Raw genomic sequence first — 15,801 nt, 5'->3', positions numbered from 1 at the left:
GCATGAGTACGAATCGTGAGGACGGCGAGGCCGGGCCCCGGGGCGAGGGCCGACCTCAGGGGGCCAGATCTCAAGGCGGGGCCGCGTTCCTGCTGGCCCAGCTCGGCGCGCACGCGGCCGCCCGGTTCGGGGAGCGGGTCGCCGAGCTCGATCTGACCCCCGCGCAGGCGGGCGTCCTGCGCCTGTTGGCCAGCACTCCTGGACGCAGCCAGCGCGAGCTGGCCGACGAACTCGGTATGCCGCCCAGCCGCTTCGTCCCCTTCGCCGACAGGCTCGAGGAGCGCGGGTTGCTCGAGCGCCGGAAAAACCCCAGCGACCGGCGCCTGTACGCACTGCACCTGACCGAGGAGGGCGCCGCGCTGCTCTCCGAGCTGCGCGAGGTCGCCGCGGCGCACGAGCAGCAGATCTGCCGGGCGCTGACCCCCGACGAGCAGCAACACCTGCGCGCGCTCCTCGAGCGCATGGCCGCGCAGCAGGGCCTCAGCCCCGGGGTCCACCCGGGCTACCGGTGGATGAGACCCGACCGCACGCAGCGTCCCCGCGAAGCACCCGCCTCCGAGGAGCCGCCGGCCCCGCGCGAGAGCGGAGCGGACTGAAACACCAGACGAGGAAACCGAACAGACGAGGAAGCCCGGCATGGTGGACATCGCCCAGCACACAGTCACGGTCAATGGCATAGGCATGCACGTGGCGGAGGCAGGCGAGGGGCCTGCGGTCGTCCTGCTGCACGGCTTCCCGGAGCTCGCGTACTCCTGGCGGCACCAACTGACCGCCCTGGCCGCGGCCGGGTATCGCGCGATCGCTCCCGACATCCGCGGTCATGGACGCACCGACGCTCCCGCGGAGGTGGAGGCGTACGGCATGCGCACGATGATGGCCGACGTCACCGGCCTGATGGACGCGCTGGAGGTGACCGAGGCAGCGGTCGTCGGGCACGATCAAGGCGCCCTGCTGGCATGGGCGTTGGCCGAGACGCATCCGGAGCGGGTGCGGGCCGTCGCCGCGCTCGGTGTGCCCTACCACCCGCGGCCGCCGATGCCGCTCACGCGGGCACTGGCCACCTACCGCCCGGGCAAGTTCAACGTCGTGACCTACTTCCAGCAGGCGCGCCTCCCGGAAGAGGAGTTGGAGGCGGATGTGCGCGACACGCTGCTGCGCGTGTTCGCCGCGCAATCCGGCGATGCCGACCCGGACTTGGTGCCGGCCTGGCTCACGGACACCCCCGAGGGCTCCGGGTTCCTCGAACCCCTGCCGAAGCCGGGGCGGCTGCCGTCCTGGCTGAGCGAGGAGGAACTGGGCCGTTACGTGGCGGAGTACGAGCGCACCGGCTTCACCGGCGCCCTCAACCGCTACCGCAGCATGGACGCCGACTGGTCGGACCTGCCCGAGCTCGGCACCCTCCCGGTCACCCGGCCCGCCCTCTACATCACCGGCGACATGGACTCCGCCTACAGGCTGGGCACGTTGGAGCCGATGAAAACCCAGGTCACAGACCTGCGCGCGATCGTCATCCTGCCCGGCTGCGGCCACTGGACCCAACAGGAGCGGCCGCGGGAGGTGAACGACCAGTTGATCGCCTTCCTCAACGGCCTGGAGTGGACGCGGTAGCCCCGGTGGCCGCGCACCTCACGGCATCGCGGACCGCGCAGCCAACCTCACGGCATCGGACCGCGCAGCCAAGGACAGGCGCCCGGCCGAGCAGTGCGGCCGGGCGCCCGTCGTCGCGCTAATCCATGATCATGGAGCCGAAGGCGGAGACGCCGGCGGAACGGCCCGTCCGGCTGCGGGCCGTCCCACCTCGTCGCGCCCCTCAGCAAGCGATTCAGTAATCGATGCGGTCGGCCTTGGCCACCCACGCGTCGAACGGTGCCGTGCGGTTGGGCAGGTGCAGTTGCTCGACCTTCACGGGCCACAGCGAAGCCGGCTGCTTCTCGAACAGGTCGTAGAACTTGCGGTCGTCGAAGCCCGCCACCGCGGCGTCGTGCCGGTCCGCGGCGAAGACGATCCGGTCGACGCGCGCCCACAGGGACGTGGCCAGGCACATCGGGCACGGCTCGCAGGAGGTGATCAGGGTGCAGCCGTCGAGGGCGAAGGCGTTCAGCTCCTTGCAGGCCGCGCGGATCGCGTTGACCTCGGCGTGTGCGCTGGGGTCCAGGGTCGCGGTGACCTGGTTGTGCGCGGTGGCGACGACCTGGCCGTCCTTGGCGATCAGCGCGCCGAAGGGGCCGCCCCCCGAGGTCGCGCTGGTGGTGGCCAGCGTGAGGACCTGCTCCATCCAGGCGCGCTCGGACTCGTGGATGCTGGCTTCCTGGGTGCTGGCGGTCATGCGTGGCCTGCCTTTCAAGTGGTGGCTCTCGGTGGCTCTCGGTGGTTCTGAGCTGGTCGTTCGTGAGGTTCGGTGGGCCCGGGACGGGAGCTCGGGACGACGGCCCGCTCGATCACGTACAGACCGTCGAGGAGGCGCCCCCACCCCTCAGGCCCGCTCCCGTTCAAAGGCCCGCAACAGATCCGCCGCCACACTCACCGCGATCGTCGCCGGCTCCTTGCCGGTGATCTCGGGCGTGCCGATCGGGGTCTTGATGCGGTCGAGGGCGGCGTCGTCATGGCCGCCCTCCGCGGTCAGGCGTTTGCGGAAGCGCGCCCATTTGGCAGCGGAACCGATCAGGCCGATCGAGCCGAGATGGGCGGTACGCAGGGCCGCGTCGGCCAGCGCGTAGTCCTCGGCGTGATCGGGCGTCATGATCAGCATGTGGGTGCCGGGCGCGAGCTCCGCAAGCACCTCCTCCGGAAGCAGCGGTACGTGGTGTACGTGGATCTGCGCCGCCGCATCCGCCAGCACCTCCAGCCGTTCGTCGGCCAGCACCTCGGGGCGGGTGTCGATCAGGTGCAGGTCGAGGTTGTGGCGGGCCAGGATGCGGGCCAGTTCGAGACCGACGTGCCCGACGCCGAAGATCGCCACGGAGGGGACCACCGGCAGCGGCTCCAGCAGTACGGTGACCTCGCCGCCGCAGCACTGCACCCCGTGCTGGTTGGTGACCTTGTCGTTCAGGGCGAACTCCATCAACTCCGGCTCGGGCTCCGGCGTTTGGAGCATCTCGCGCGCCCGTTCGACGGCGGCGGCCTCGATGTTGCCGCCGCCGATGGAACCCCAGGTCCCGGTCGCTCCCACGACGAGCTTGGCCCCGGCCCGGCGAGGGGCGTGACCGCGCACGGTCGCCACGGTCACGAGCACGCCGGCTTCACGGCGGGCTCGCAACCGTGCGACCGCGGGCACCCAGGTCATGTCAGGCATTACTCAATGCGCTCGTGCCGGTGGGGACTTCGCCGCCGTCCCCGGAGTGGCTGTCGCCGGCGTGGCCCTCGCGCTGGGCGCCCTGGCCCCGTACGGATTCGATCGCCCAGTACACGGCCTCGGGCGTCGCGGGGGAGGCGAGGTGCGTGCTGACCCCGGCGGGGCCGAAGGCCGCGGCGGCCTGGCGCAAGGCCTCACGCACCGAGAAGGCCAGCATCAGCGGGGGCTCGCCGACCGCCTTGGAGCCGTAGACGGCGCCCTCCTCGGTGGCGTTCTCCAGCAGCGTGACGTTGAACTCCTCGGGCATCTCCGAGAAGCTCGGCAGCTTGTAGGTGCTCGCCGCCTGGGTCAGCAGCCGGCCGCGGCCCGGCCCGTCGCCGGTGTCCCAGCGCAGGTCCTCCAGCGTCAGCCAGCCCGCGCCCTGCACGAAACCGCCCTCGACCTGACCGATGTCGAGCATCGGTGACAGGCTGTCGCCGACGTCGTGCACGATGTCGACGCGGCGGATGCGGTAGGCGCCGGTGAAGCCGTCCACCTCCACCTCGGTCGCGGCCGCCCCGTACGCGAAGTACTTGAACGGCGAGCCGCGGAAGGTCTTGGCGTCCCAGTGCAGCCCCTCGGTGCGGTAGTAGCCGGCCGCCGAGAGCTGGACCCGCTGGAAGTACGCGGTGTGGACGAGGTCGTCCCAGGCCAGCTCCTTGTCGTTGCCCAGCGCGCGCGCCACGCCCTCGACGATGCGTACGTCGGAGGCGTTCGCGCCCAACTGCGAGGCGGCCACCTGCAGCAGCCGCTCGCGAAGCTGCTCGCAGGCGTTCTTGATCGCCCCGCCGTTGAGGTCGGCACCGGAACTGGCGGCCGTGGCCGAGGTGTTGGGCACCTTGTCCGTACGGGTCGGAGCCAGCCGCACCTTGTGCAGCGGGATGCCCAGCGTGGTCGCGGCCACCTGCAGCATCTTGGTGTGCAGGCCCTGGCCCATCTCGGTGCCGCCGTGGTTGATCAGGACCGAGCCGTCCTTGTAGATCAGTACCAGCGCGCCGCCCTGGTTGAAGGCGGTGAGGTTGAAGGAGATGCCGAACTTCACGCCGGTGATCGCCAGCGCCCGCTTGGTGTGCGGGTGCGCGGCGTTGAAGGCGGCGATCTCGCGCTTGCGGTCCGCGATGCCGCCGTCCTCCTTGACCTGCTCCCAGGTGGTGGAGATCCGCTCGGGGTGGGCGACGGGCTGCCCGTAGGGCGTGCACTGGCCCTGACCAGGCCGGTAGAAGTTGCGCTCGCGCAGCTCCATCGGGTCCAGGCCGAGCAGCGGCGCGCACCGCCCCAGGATGTCCTCGATCACCAGCATGCCCTGCGGCCCGCCGAAGCCGCGGAAGGCGGTGTTGGAGACGGTGTTGGTCTTGGCGATGCGGCCGAAGACGCGCGCGTTGGGGATCCAGTACGTGTTGTCGATGTGGCACAGGGCGCGGGCCAGCACCGGCTCGGACAGGTCCAGGCTCCAGCCGCCGTCGGCGGTCAGGGTGGATTCGAGGGCCTGGATGCGGCCCTCGGCGTCGAAGCCGATCTTCCAGGAGGCGTGGAAGCCGTGGCGCTTGCCCGACATAGTCAGGTCCTGGGTCCTGTTGAGCCGGAACCGTACGGGCCGCCCCGTCAGCTTGGCGCCCAGCGCGGCGATGGCCGCGAAGCCGTGCGGCTGCATCTCCTTGCCGCCGAAGCCGCCGCCCATGCGCAGGCACTGCACCGTGACCTCGTGGCTGGACACGCCCAGCACGTGCGCGACGATCTCCTGGGTCTCCGAGGGGTGCTGGGTGCTGCTCTGGATGAACACCTGGCCGTTCTCGTCGATCTGGGCGAGCGCGGCGTGCGTCTCCAGGTAGAAGTGCTCCTGGCCTGCGAAGGTGAATTCGCCGGTGAAGACGTGCGCGGAGTCGGCGAAGCCGGCGTCGGCGTCGCCGGTCACCATCTCGGGCCGGGCGCCGTGGAAGCTCTCGGCCTCGATGGCGTCCTGCACGGTGATCAGGGAGGGCAGCTCGTCGAGTTCGACCTCGACCGCCGCCGCGCCGATCCTGGCCGCCTCCAGGGTCTCGCCGAGCACCCAGGCGACCGCGTGGCCGTGGAACATGACCTCGTCGGGGAAGAGCGGCTCGTCGTGCTTCATGCCGGCGTCGTTGACCCCGGGCACGTCGGCGCCGGTCAGTACGCGGACCACGCCGGGCACCGCGAGCGCGGCCTCCGTGTTGATCCCGGCGACCCGGCCGTGCGCCTTCATGACCTGGACCGGGTGGGCGTGCAGTACGTCCTTGGTGCGCTGGACCAGGTCGTCGGTGTAGAGCGCGTGTCCTGTCACGTGCTGGCTGGCGGCCTCGTGCGGCAGCGGTACGCCGACGACGGGCTTCTCGGGGCGCTCGGACAGATGGCTCATGACGACACCGCCTCGGTGGTCTGTGCGTTCTCTGCGTACAGCTTGAGCAGGCTCTGGCCGAGCATCGCTGAGCGGTAGCCGGCGCTGGCCCTGTGGTCGTTCATCGGCGTGCCCTGGGCCTGGAGCACCTGGGCCGCGGCCTGGGCGGTCTCCTCCGCCCACGGCTCGCCCTCCAGGGCGGCCTCGGCTGCGAGGGCGCGGATGGGGGTGGCGGCCACGCCGCCCAGGCCGATGCGCGCCTTGCGCACGATTCCGTCCTCGATGTCGAGGGCGAAGGCGACCGCCACGCTGGAGATGTCGTCGAAGCGCCGCTTGGCGATCTTGTGGAAGGCCGTGACCTGCGACAACGGCAGCGGGATGCGGACCGAGCGAATCAGCTCGCCGGGCCGCCGCACGCTCTGCCGGTAGCCGGTGAAGTAGTCGGCCAGCGGAACCTCGCGCTCGCCGTCGGCGTCGGCGAGCACCAGCGACGCCTCCAGCGCGAGCAGCACGGGCGGGCTGTCGCCGATGGGGGAGCCGGTGCCCAGGTTGCCGCCGAGGGTCGCGCTGTTGCGGATGAGGCGCGAGGCGAACTGCGGGAAGAGCTGCGCCAGCAGCGGCACTCGGCCGTCGAGGCGGCGCTCGATCTCGGTGAGCGTCTGCGCGGCGCCGATCTCGATGTGGTCGGAATCGACCCGGAGTTCCCGCAGTTCGGGCAGCCGGTCGATGGCGACCGCGCAATTCTCGCGCCGGGAACGGATGTTGACCTCGACGCCGTAGTCGGTGCTGCCGGCGACCACGACCGCCTCGGGGCGTTCGCGCAGCAGTTGGGCCGCTTCGGCGAGGGTGGTTGGGCGCACGAAGGTGCTCTCGCCCTGTACGTACGAGGTGGCCACCGGCTCGGGCGGGGCCTGCTCGCGGCGGTGCGCCAGCGGGTCGTCCTCGGCGGGCGCGCCGACGGCGAACGCGGCGTCGCGGATGGGGCGGTAGCCGGTGCAGCGGCACAGGTTGCCGCTGAGGGAGTGGAGGTCGAACCCGTTGGGGCCGTGCTCGGAGTCGTTGGGCTCGGCCGATTCCGCTTCTGTGTGCGTGTGCGCGCAGCGCTCGGGCCGGTAGAACTCGGCGGCCATGCTGCAGATGAACCCCGGCGTGCAGTAACCGCACTGGGAGCCGCCGCGGACCGCCATCTCCTCCTGCACCGGGTGCAGCGCGGGAGGCGTGCCGTCCTCGCCGGCGGTGGCCAGCCCCTCCGAGGTGACGATCTCCTGGCCGTCGAGGGCCGCGACCGGGGCCAGGCAGGCGTTGATCGCCACCCAGTCGGTCGGCTTGCTCACCCCGGGACGGGCCACCAGGACCGAACACGCCCCGCATTCGCCCTCGGCGCAGCCCTCCTTGCTCCCCGTGAGGCCACGCTCGCGCAGGAAGTCCAGCACCGTGGTGTGGGGAGAGGCCGGCGAAATCGGCGTCTCTTCCCCATTGACTGTGATCCGCGCCGCTGCCGGTGACCCATCCTCATCTGGGTGCGCGGGCGTAGTGGTCATCCGTGTCGCCATTTCAGGGGCTTTCTCTTTCGGTGGCGTGCGTGCGTAGCGTGAGAATACGGAGCGCGAATCGGCACGCTCATGCATGCCGCAGGCGGGAAAGAATTCAGGAGGAATCGGCGCCGCGACCGGTTACGTCGGAAAGCGGCCGCTCGGCCGCTCAGCAGCCGTGGGCGACGCGGCCGGGAATCCAGGCGGCCTGCCGGGCGAGGCCGTGCAGGTCGGAGATGGTCGACATCCGACTTCGCCTCCCTTCGACAGATCCCGAGCCGGTGCGTTGTGAAGCTAGGTCGCCGCAGATCCCCCGGTCAACCCTGTGCAGGGCAGATCGGCGATGGTCTAGGGGAAGCTATGAAGACAGCCTGACCGCCTCTCCGCGCGTTGGTGCATCCTACGAACGGAGGGGGCGGCGCGAGGGCGGCCTGGCCGGCCACGTACGGAGGCGCGGCGGTCGGTGCGCGGCCGTACACGGGCAACTGGCGAGGGAGCGCGGGGCTTTGGTGGTACGTCCAGTGCCGGCCGGGGCGGCGAGGGGCGGGGCGAAGGGTGTCACTCCGGGTGAGAAGGCCAGAACGCTGACACGGCGTATGCCGGACAGCGTCTCGCCGCACGGCCGAAGCGTGACGTGAAGGCGGCGGGAATTCCCCACGGGTGCGGCATGGAATTCGGTTGTCGTTCCTGTTCGCTGAAAGCTACGGATTGGCGACGGGTGAGACCGTCAGCCGCCGGTCGATGGCCGGTCGATGCGGTAGAGGTAGTGGGCCGGGTCGTCGACCGGGTTGTCGGGCTCCAGGTTTCCGACCCCGACCCGGCGCAGTCCCGCTCGCTCGAGTGCCCGCCATGAAGGGCGATTGGCCGCCACGACCGGGACGAGGACGCACGGCGCGGCCGGGTGTTCGGCCCAGGTGCGTACGAGGACGGACCGGATCATCGCCGTTCCGATGCCCCGGCCGGTGCGGCGGGGATCGCCGATGAGGTAGTCGATGGTCACCGCGCCGTCAGGTACGGGGACGACGGCCGCGAGCTCGTCCAGATACTCGGGGTAGTCGCACAGACGTGAACGCTGTACGAGACCGACCGGCCGGCCATCGAGGAGGGCGAGAAGGTCCTCCGAGGGCTCCTCACCCCGGGCGGCGGGACCGAAGTCGCGTTCCACCGCTTCCTGCGTGGTCTCGTGATTCCACCAGCGCTTCACATGGGGTTGCCGAAGCCACATGCGCAGCAGGGGAAAGTCCTGCTCCTCGATCCGACGCCATGTGAACTCCATGAGACCGCCCCGGGAACGCGCGCGATTCCTCGCAGAGTACGTGCTGCGCGGCCGCTGCCCCAGGGCTTTGTGGGACGCAGGCCTTGGTCGTGGTGGGTGTGAGCCATTTCGGCGTGCACGCCCGAGGCCGGGCCGGTGAGCCCGGCCTCGGATGGGGGTCAGCGGGATGCGTCGGGATACGCGGCGGTCGCGCGGATTTCCACGAGGAGGCCCGGGCTGGCGAGGCCGTCGACCCCGATGATCGTCCAGGTCGGATAGGGCGGCTGGACGAGGCGCTGCTTTGCCTCACTGAAACCGGGGAGGTGCTGGCGGATGTCGACGTGGTAGCTGGTGACGTCGACGAGGGCCGACATGTCGAGGTTCTCCAGGCGGAGAATCTCCTCGATCTTCCGGATGGCGATCTCGGTCTGTTCTTGGATGGTGTCCGGGATGGTGCCGTCGGCGCGGCGGCCGATCGTTCCGGCGATGAACAGGAGGCCGTGCGCGCGGACCGCGGCGGAATAGCCGAAGCTGGCGAAGGCGCTGGTGGTCTGTCCGAAGACCGCGTTTTCCTCGGGTACTTCGACGGTGTGGACGGTCATTGCGGTGTTTCCTCTTCTTTGTTGAGGGGGTGAGTCAGTTGCCCCAGCGGGACGAAAGGCAGGCGTGCTCCATGCGGGTCCGGCCGAACGTCTCGCGTTCGCGGAGGAGTTCGCCGGGGATCGAGTACCGGGGCGCGTTCTTCGGGTCTTTCGCCGCCTGCGCGACGATCGCGTCGGTGAGGGAGCGGACCATGTCCAGCCGCGGATAGGCCGCGTGTACGGCGTCGGCCTGCTCGTCGGTGACGGCGTCGAGGTGGCCGGCGCCCAGCGGGCCGCCGAAGTCGAGGGCGAGGCCCTCGCGGAGGAGTACGCACAGCGTGCCGCGGCGTTCCGCGATGCCCGGGGAGGTGTGCAGGGCGATGGCCTGCCAGACCTGGTCCGCGTCGGTCGCGGACACTCCCCGCTCGGTCAGGAACGCGGCGGCCCTGTCGGCGCCTTCGACCTCGAACCGCTGGCTGTGCGGGCCGTCCCAGGCCAGGCCGATGTCGTGCATCGCGCACGCGGCGAACAACAGGTCGTCGTCGTAGTCGTGACCGGCGGCCAGGCCGAGGTGGCCGGCGGCCAGCCGGGCGAAGAGGTAGCTGCGGACGCTGTGGTGGAAGACCGACGGCGTTACCGACGGCCGGACGGCGTTCATGACGGCCTCGGCAAGCGGTGTGCCGGGCAGCGTGATCGGAGCGGCGGTCGCCCCGTGGGCAGGTCCTGTCATGTCTTCAGCCTGGCGGCGACCGGCCTGACCTGGTGAGAGGCAAAAATTCCTTACTTCGCTAGAATCTTGCCATGGCAGTCCATCGCGTCGCGGTCCTGGCGCTGGACGGGGTCACCCCGCTCGACCTGGCGATCCCGACGCAGATCTTCACCGCCCGGCCGGAAACCCCGTACGAGATGACCCTGTGCGGGCTGGCGCCGAAGGTGGCCACCACCGCGGGCTTCGGCCTGGTCGCCGACGGGGGTCTGGAGCAGGTGCGTAGTGCCGACACCGTGATCGTGCCGGGATTCGAACCGGTCCCGTCACAGGACGCCGCGCCCGACGCCGTACCGGAATCCGTACCCGAAGCCGTGCTCGACGCACTGGCCGAGGCCCGCGACCGGGGCAGGCGTGTGGTGTCGATCTGCACGGGCGCGTTCGCGCCGGCCGCGGCGGGCGTACTGGACGGGCTGCGCGCCACGACCCACTGGAAGCACATCGACGACTTCGAGCGGGGCTTCCCGGCCGTCACGGTCGAGCGGGACGTGCTCTACGTCGACGAGGGCGACGTGCTCACCTCGGCCGGGGTGTGCTGCGGCATCGACCTGTGCCTGCACATCGTGCGCCGCGACCTGGGCGCTGAGGTGGCCAACGAGATCGCCCGCGGCCTGGTCGCCGCCCCGCACCGGGACGGAGGGCAGGCCCAGTACGTACCGGCTCCCGTCGCGGTGGCCGGCGAGGCGTCGCTGTCCGGTACGCGCGAATGGGCCCTGCACCGGCTCGGCGAACCGCTCACGCTGCGCGTGCTCGCCCGGCACGCGGGCGTTTCGCAGCGCACCTTCATGCGCCGGTTCGCCGAGGAGACGGGTACGACCCCGTTGCAGTGGCTGCTCAACGCCCGGCTCGGCAGGGCGCGGGAACTGCTGGAGACCACCGACCGCTCGGTGGAGCAGGTGGCGCGGGACTGCGGGCTGGGCACGGCGGCCAACCTGCGCCTGCACTTCCGTCGCGCACTGGACACCACCCCCACCGCGTACCGCCGCACCTTCGCACGCTCCCTCAACCGCCAGGCGTGAGGGCCGAGTTCGTACGCGGGCGGCAGCGGCGCACCAGTGCTCAGCGGGTGAAGCGGCGGGCGGCCCGCCTCCCTGGGCCGCCCGCTCCTTCATGCGTGCCGGTCATGCCGCCCGCGCGGGGCCCTCCTCACGCCCGTTGCGGGCACTCCTTCCACTTGAGGCGGTAGACGGTGCTGAGGTCGCCGTCGGTGGAGTCCATGGTCATGAAGCTGGTCGTCTTCGGGTCAGAGGTGCCCGCGTTGACCCGCAGCTCGGTGTTGATGTTGAAGTTGCGCCGCTCCCCGCAGGGCGCGTAGACGATCGTGCCGATCTCGGCGACGTCGCTGGCCTGCCAGTTGTCGCTGTACTGCCCGGTGTACCTGTGGCTCGTCGGCCTCGTCTGCGAGGAGCCCTGGAAGTAGTACGACGCCTTCTGCTCGGCGCTCGCGCCCCGTTCGAGATGGGCGAATCCGCGGTAGTCGGCCGAGGCGATCGCGTACGTGAAGCCCTGCGGGACATGCACGATCAGATTCAGCTGGCAGTTCTTGCGGAAGTCGGTGGGGGAGGCCCCCGCGCCAGCCTTGGCGAGGTAGTCGCTGTAGGTCACGGTGAAGGCGGTGTTGTCCGGGGAGACGGCCACCGCGGCGGTTCCCGCCGGACAGCCGGAGCCGTTGACCGTCGCGACCTCGATCCGCATCTTCTCCGGCGGTACGGAGGAGCGCGGCGCCTGCGCCGTCGCGCTCTGGGCGGAGAGGGTCGAGGCGCATAACGCCGCCAGTGCGGCGCCTGCGAGCAGGGTGCGGGACATGGCTCTCCCATCGTGGTGGAGGAAGCGGCGCCGGGCCCCGGCTGTGGCGGGAGCCCGGGTGGTGAGCCCGAGTCGGGCGCCGGGCCGAACACCCCGGCAGGGAGTACGGGTACGAGGCGGGAGCGTCCTGTGGGCGCCGTGTCCGGCTCGGGCGCCGCGCAGCGTACCGGGGGCGAGCGGCGTACCGGCACACCTCGGCGAGGCCCCGGAGGTCGGCAACTTCCCCTGGCTCGTGCTCAGTTGGCCCCGCCGCGCAGGGGGCTTGCCCTCGTACGCGTCCGTGTGGGCCCCGCATCGCGCGGCGACGCCCCGGCGCCCCCGTGCAAAGGTGCGCCCAGGCCGGGAAGTTGGCTGATCAGGGCGCCGCCGTACCCCCACCCTCGCCCCGCCGGGGTGCAGCGGGCGCGGTGTCGTCCGGGTCTCCTGGCCGTACGAAGGGTGGGGGAGGGGGACGCGGAGGGGGGTGTGGCGGAAGGCGCGCCGGGGGCGGCGTCGGAGTTGCGGGAGCGGAAGACCGGCAACGGGCACGAGCACGCTCTACCGCACGCGTCCGATGCGTCGTACCGCAGCACAGCGGCACACCCGGTAACGGACGTACCCCGCTCACCCCCTCCCGCGACGGCGTCGTCGCAGGGCGCAGATCATGGCGTCGACGAGGCCGGACCACCGCGGACGTCCACCGCCGGCGGCGCGGATGCGGTGGCTGTCGCCGGGCGGGTGGTACGTGGCAGGGCCTGGCATTTGACGGTGATCGGGCACGGCTGACATGTTCTCGGACGCTGCGTTCGAATGCCGGACGCCCTGTCGTGTTCTCGTGACCCGGCGAAGCGGCGGAGCCGTGTGCTCCCTCCCACGCCCGGACCGCGAACCCCGAACCCCGGACCGTCCCCGGCGCAGCCTCTCCTCACCCCCGGACCAGGAATTACCTTGACCCAGACCGCTGTCCCTACCACCGCTGTGCCCGAAGGCGGGACGGCTCCGCTGTCCCCCAAGAAGGCGCGGTTCCTCAAGAAACTCAGTGTCGTGATCGCCGGCGGCATGTTCATCGACGGGTTCATCCTCGGCGGCATCGGTCTGGTGATGCCCGCCATCACGAAGGACCTCGGCCTGTCGGCCACATGGGAGGGCCTCATCGGGGCCTCCGCGCTGATCGGCATCTTCATCGGCGGGCCGCTCGGCGGCTGGCTCGCCGACCGGTTCGGCCGCCGCCCCATGTTCACGGTCGACCTTCTCGTCTTCCTCGCCGGTTCCGTCGCCCAGTTCTTCGTCGGCGAGGCGTGGGAGCTTTTCCTGGTCCGGGTCGTGATGGGCATCGCCATCGGCGCCGACTACTCGATCGGCTGGCCGCTGCTCGCCGAGTTCGCACCGGCGCGGCTGCGCGGAAAGCTGCTGGCCTTCCAGGAGGTCGCCTGGTACATCGGCTATCTCCTCGCCTATTCCGCCGGTTACGCGCTGCAGACCTCGACCTCGGTCGACTGGCACCTCATCCTCGCCCTCAGCACGATTCCCACGGTTCTCGTTCTGCTGCTGCGCCTGGGCATTCCGGAATCCCCGCGCTGGCTCATGAGCCAGGGCAGGACCGAGGAGGCCACGGCGGTGGCGCGGGAATTCATGGAGGAGGCGGAGCAGCGCGACCTGGAGACCCAGACGCCGTCCGAGGCCAAGGGCTTCAGCAGGATCTTCTCGCGTGACCACCTCAAGACCACGGTGTTCATCTGCACCTTCTGGATCTGCAACGTCACCCCGTACTTCGCCATCGGAACGTTCGCACCGAGCGTCCTTGAGCAGATGGGCATCAAGGACGGGCTGACCGGTGCGCTGGCCATCAACGGGGTCGTGGTCATCGGCGCGATCATCTCCGTGCTGCTCGTCGAGCGTGTCGGCCGCCGCAAGCTCGCCGTGCCGCCGTTCTGGATCTGCGCCGTCGCGCTGGCGGTCGTGGGTCTGCTCCCGCACCCCACGGCCGCCGTGATCCTGGTCTGCTTCCTCGTCTTCTCGGTCGCGAACGCGGTATCCACCACGCTCGCGGGCGTCTACCCGGGCGAGGTCTTCCCCACCGGGATCCGCGGAGCCGGCGTCGGCTTCGCCACGGCGGCCTCGCGCGTCGGCGCCGCCGCCGGCACCTTCCTGCTGCCGCTTTCCGTCGGGGCGCTCGGCATGGCGGGCACCGTGCTCATCGCGGCGGCCATCAGCCTCGTCGGCGGCATCGTCTCCCACCGCCTGGCCCCGGAGACGAAGGGGCTGCAGCTCAGCGCGGCCTCCGCCGCCGGTCGCGTGGGCGGCGGCGACGGCGGGTCGTCGCAGTAGCAGGACCGTGCACTGCCGGAGGCTGCTCGGCGGAGCCGCCTCCGGCAGTGCACGCTCTGCGCGCGTGGCGCCAGGGGGTACGCCCTGCGCCGTGGAGGATCCGCCAACGGCGGCAGACACCGGCGCGGCCACCTGCTCGCGGCGCTCGGCCTCGCAGGGCGGCGCGCAGCCGCCCCACCGCGACGGACTCTCCGCTGAACAGCGAGCTGAAGAGGACGCCCACGAGGGCACCCTCGTACGCGGTTCGCCCCGCGCCCGGATCCGCGAGCCGGCCCGCGAAGTCGGCCGTGAGCGCGGCCGCCGCGAACCCGGACGAATTCGAGGGGCCGGCGGAAGGCCCGCTGGCCCGCATGAGTGGGGCCTGAATCCGTACTGCGGCCGGCGTTCCTGCGCGTTGTCCGCAGCGCAAAAGAGAGCGCTGGCTAGCATTCCCGCATGGCTTTCGAGACCATGCGGCGTTCGCTGCTGCGTGAGCGGGCGCACGGGGAGGCTCCCGAGGTCGGCGCCATCGAGCTGTTCTTCGACCTGGTCTACGTGTTCTCCGTGATCCAGCTCTCCGGCGTTCTGCTGGAGCACCGTTCGGGTACGGGCATCGCGCAGGCGGTCGTGTTGTTCGCGGCCGTGTGGTGGGGCTGGAACTACACGGCGTGGGCGATGAATTGGCTGGAGCCGTGCAATGCGGCGGTCCGCGTCCTGACGGCATTCCTGATGCTGGCCGGGCTCGGCATGGCGGTGGCACTGCCGAAGGCATTCGGCGAGGAGGCCGTCCTTTTCGCCGTCTGCTATGTGTGCCTGCAATGGGTGCGGAGTGCCTTCATGGTCTGGGCCTGTCGCGGGCAGGTGCTGGGAGGCAATTACGCGCGCCTGCTCGTCTGGAGCGCGGCGGCCGGAGCGCTGTGGGTGGCGGGTGCCGTACTGCCCCAGGAGCAGCGGCTGTGGTGGTGGATCGCGGCCGTGGTGGTCGACTACGCAGCCCCCATGGTCAACTTCTGGGTGCCGGGCCTGCGTTCGGCGCCCATGCACACCTGGCCGCTGCACCGGGAACACCTCGCGGAGCGCAACCGGCTCGTGTTCATCATCGCGCTGGGCGAATCCATCCTGGTCATGGGCTTCACCCTGGACAAGGTGGAGCTGACAGGGCCCGTGCTCGCGGCCACCGTCGTCGGCTTCGCTGGCCTCGTACTGCTGTGGTGGAACTACTTCGGCTTCCGGATCGTTCAGGAGCGCGAGGAAGACCCCGAAGGGAGTCGGCAGACCGCCATCGCGCGCTCGGGCTTCGCCTACGCGCACGCGATCATGATCGCCGGGGCGATCGTCGTCGCCGTGTCGATCGAGCAGGTGACCCAGCACCCCACCGGCACCGTGGAACCGGCCGTCGCGGGCTGTGTGACCGGAGGGCCGGTGCTCTATCTGCTGGGCAACCTCCTCTACATCTACGCCCGCACCGGCTCCGTCGCGCGCTCCCGGCTGACCGTCGCCGGAGTCCTGGCCCTGCTGGGCGTGTTCGCCGCGACGACCGAGACGCTGTCCCCGCTCGCCCTGGCCGCCCTGGCCGTTGCCTGCATGTTCGCCCTGGCTGTCTTCTCGGGGCGGGTCCCGGTGCGGTGCCGTGCCGCGGCGATGCCTTGATGCCTTGACCCCCTGATGTCCTGACGCGGCCCGCTCCCCGGAAAGTCTGCCTCGTACGTCGTACAACCCTTCGTCCCCTTCGCGGGTCTTCGCATGCGGCAATCCGGATATAGGGCGTCTGCGCACACTTCGGAGCGCCCGCCGTGCGAGGCGCGTTCGCCCGCGCAACACGAAGCCACGAAGTCACGAAGCCACGAAGAAGGGCATGTCCGGTGCGTCCCCATGCACCGATCGCCGCCCA

Annotated in this window: 13 protein-coding genes; 5 read left to right on the top strand and 8 right to left on the bottom strand. The window is 70.9% G+C overall.

Features of this window, described 5'->3' with window-relative positions:
• Positions 1-2 precede the first annotated feature (2 nt).
• Both ABEE00_RS24705 and ABEE00_RS24700 read left to right on the top strand, forming a co-directional pair.
• The gene (locus tag ABEE00_RS24705; RefSeq protein ID WP_345747847.1) at positions 3-596 is read left to right on the top strand and encodes a MarR family winged helix-turn-helix transcriptional regulator; all 594 of its coding nucleotides are present in this window, start codon (positions 3-5) and stop codon (positions 594-596) included.
• 40 nt (positions 597-636) lie between these two features.
• Positions 637-1,608 carry an alpha/beta fold hydrolase gene (locus tag ABEE00_RS24700; protein ID WP_345747846.1) on the top strand — a complete coding sequence of 324 codons (972 nt, stop codon included), beginning with the start codon at positions 637-639 and terminating at the stop codon, positions 1,606-1,608.
• 214 nt (positions 1,609-1,822) lie between these two features.
• Here ABEE00_RS24700 and ABEE00_RS24695 read toward each other — a convergent pair whose 3' ends face one another.
• The 7 genes from ABEE00_RS24695 to ABEE00_RS24665 form a co-directional block, all read right to left on the bottom strand.
• Positions 1,823-2,326 (bottom strand): nucleoside deaminase, encoded by a 504-nt coding sequence (locus tag ABEE00_RS24695; protein WP_345747845.1) that lies wholly within the window; start codon positions 2,324-2,326, stop codon positions 1,823-1,825.
• 147 nt (positions 2,327-2,473) lie between these two features.
• Complete coding sequence (xdhC, locus tag ABEE00_RS24690; protein WP_345747844.1) at positions 2,474-3,283, bottom strand: xanthine dehydrogenase accessory protein XdhC; 810 nt, start codon at positions 3,281-3,283, stop codon at positions 2,474-2,476.
• 1 nt (position 3,284) lies between these two features.
• Positions 3,285-5,705, bottom strand: a complete 2,421-nt coding sequence (xdhB, locus tag ABEE00_RS24685; protein WP_345747843.1) for a xanthine dehydrogenase molybdopterin binding subunit — start codon at positions 5,703-5,705, stop codon at positions 3,285-3,287.
• A complete protein-coding gene (locus ABEE00_RS24680; protein ID WP_345747842.1) occupies positions 5,702-7,225 on the bottom strand; it encodes a xanthine dehydrogenase small subunit in 1,524 nt (507 codons plus the stop codon). Before ABEE00_RS24680 ends, xdhB begins: the two co-directional genes overlap by 4 nt.
• A gap of 718 nt (positions 7,226-7,943) precedes the next feature.
• Complete coding sequence (locus ABEE00_RS24675) at positions 7,944-8,492, bottom strand: GNAT family N-acetyltransferase (protein WP_345747841.1); 549 nt, start codon at positions 8,490-8,492, stop codon at positions 7,944-7,946.
• 158 nt (positions 8,493-8,650) lie between these two features.
• The gene (locus ABEE00_RS24670) at positions 8,651-9,073 is read right to left on the bottom strand and encodes a Rid family hydrolase (RefSeq protein WP_345747840.1); all 423 of its coding nucleotides are present in this window, start codon (positions 9,071-9,073) and stop codon (positions 8,651-8,653) included.
• Positions 9,074-9,107: 34 nt separating this feature from the next.
• Positions 9,108-9,782: an HD domain-containing protein gene (locus tag ABEE00_RS24665; protein ID WP_345747839.1), complete on the bottom strand. Its 675-nt coding sequence runs from the start codon at positions 9,780-9,782 to the stop codon at positions 9,108-9,110.
• 71 nt (positions 9,783-9,853) lie between these two features.
• On the opposite strand from ABEE00_RS24665, the gene ABEE00_RS24660 reads away from it, so the two are divergent.
• The gene (locus ABEE00_RS24660) at positions 9,854-10,837 is read left to right on the top strand and encodes a GlxA family transcriptional regulator (RefSeq protein WP_345747838.1); all 984 of its coding nucleotides are present in this window, start codon (positions 9,854-9,856) and stop codon (positions 10,835-10,837) included.
• A 127-nt stretch (positions 10,838-10,964) separates the two neighbouring features.
• Here ABEE00_RS24660 and ABEE00_RS24655 read toward each other — a convergent pair whose 3' ends face one another.
• The gene (locus tag ABEE00_RS24655; RefSeq protein ID WP_345747837.1) at positions 10,965-11,624 is read right to left on the bottom strand and encodes a DUF4360 domain-containing protein; all 660 of its coding nucleotides are present in this window, start codon (positions 11,622-11,624) and stop codon (positions 10,965-10,967) included.
• 927 nt (positions 11,625-12,551) lie between these two features.
• On the opposite strand from ABEE00_RS24655, the gene ABEE00_RS24650 reads away from it, so the two are divergent.
• Positions 12,552-13,931: an MFS transporter gene (locus tag ABEE00_RS24650; protein WP_345747836.1), complete on the top strand. Its 1,380-nt coding sequence runs from the start codon at positions 12,552-12,554 to the stop codon at positions 13,929-13,931.
• Between the two features lie 435 nt (positions 13,932-14,366).
• Positions 14,367-15,560: a low temperature requirement protein A gene (locus ABEE00_RS24645; protein WP_345747835.1), complete on the top strand. Its 1,194-nt coding sequence runs from the start codon at positions 14,367-14,369 to the stop codon at positions 15,558-15,560.
• Positions 15,561-15,801 lie beyond the last annotated feature (241 nt).

This window comes from Streptomyces odontomachicola, from assembly GCF_039605595.1.
GTDB lineage: Bacteria > Actinomycetota > Actinomycetes > Streptomycetales > Streptomycetaceae > Streptomyces.
The sequence above is the reverse complement of the archived record's forward strand: the minus strand, read 5'-3'. Positions and strand labels throughout refer to the sequence as shown.

Excerpts from the sequence above, each read along its gene's own strand:
- ABEE00_RS24705 (WP_345747847.1), top strand. The coding sequence starts at position 3 with ATGAGTACGAATCGTGAGGACGGCGAGGCCGGGCCCCGGGGCGAGGGC.
- ABEE00_RS24700 (WP_345747846.1), top strand. The coding sequence starts at position 637 with ATGGTGGACATCGCCCAGCACACAGTCACGGTCAATGGCATAGGCATG.
- ABEE00_RS24695 (WP_345747845.1), bottom strand. The coding sequence starts at position 2,326 with ATGACCGCCAGCACCCAGGAAGCCAGCATCCACGAGTCCGAGCGCGCC.
- xdhC (WP_345747844.1), bottom strand. The coding sequence starts at position 3,283 with ATGACCTGGGTGCCCGCGGTCGCACGGTTGCGAGCCCGCCGTGAAGCC.
- xdhB (WP_345747843.1), bottom strand. The coding sequence starts at position 5,705 with ATGAGCCATCTGTCCGAGCGCCCCGAGAAGCCCGTCGTCGGCGTACCG.
- ABEE00_RS24680 (WP_345747842.1), bottom strand. The coding sequence starts at position 7,225 with ATGACCACTACGCCCGCGCACCCAGATGAGGATGGGTCACCGGCAGCG.
- ABEE00_RS24675 (WP_345747841.1), bottom strand. The coding sequence starts at position 8,492 with ATGGAGTTCACATGGCGTCGGATCGAGGAGCAGGACTTTCCCCTGCTG.
- ABEE00_RS24670 (WP_345747840.1), bottom strand. The coding sequence starts at position 9,073 with ATGACCGTCCACACCGTCGAAGTACCCGAGGAAAACGCGGTCTTCGGA.
- ABEE00_RS24665 (WP_345747839.1), bottom strand. The coding sequence starts at position 9,782 with ATGACAGGACCTGCCCACGGGGCGACCGCCGCTCCGATCACGCTGCCC.
- ABEE00_RS24660 (WP_345747838.1), top strand. The coding sequence starts at position 9,854 with ATGGCAGTCCATCGCGTCGCGGTCCTGGCGCTGGACGGGGTCACCCCG.
- ABEE00_RS24655 (WP_345747837.1), bottom strand. The coding sequence starts at position 11,624 with ATGTCCCGCACCCTGCTCGCAGGCGCCGCACTGGCGGCGTTATGCGCC.
- ABEE00_RS24645 (WP_345747835.1), top strand. The coding sequence starts at position 14,367 with ATGGCTTTCGAGACCATGCGGCGTTCGCTGCTGCGTGAGCGGGCGCAC.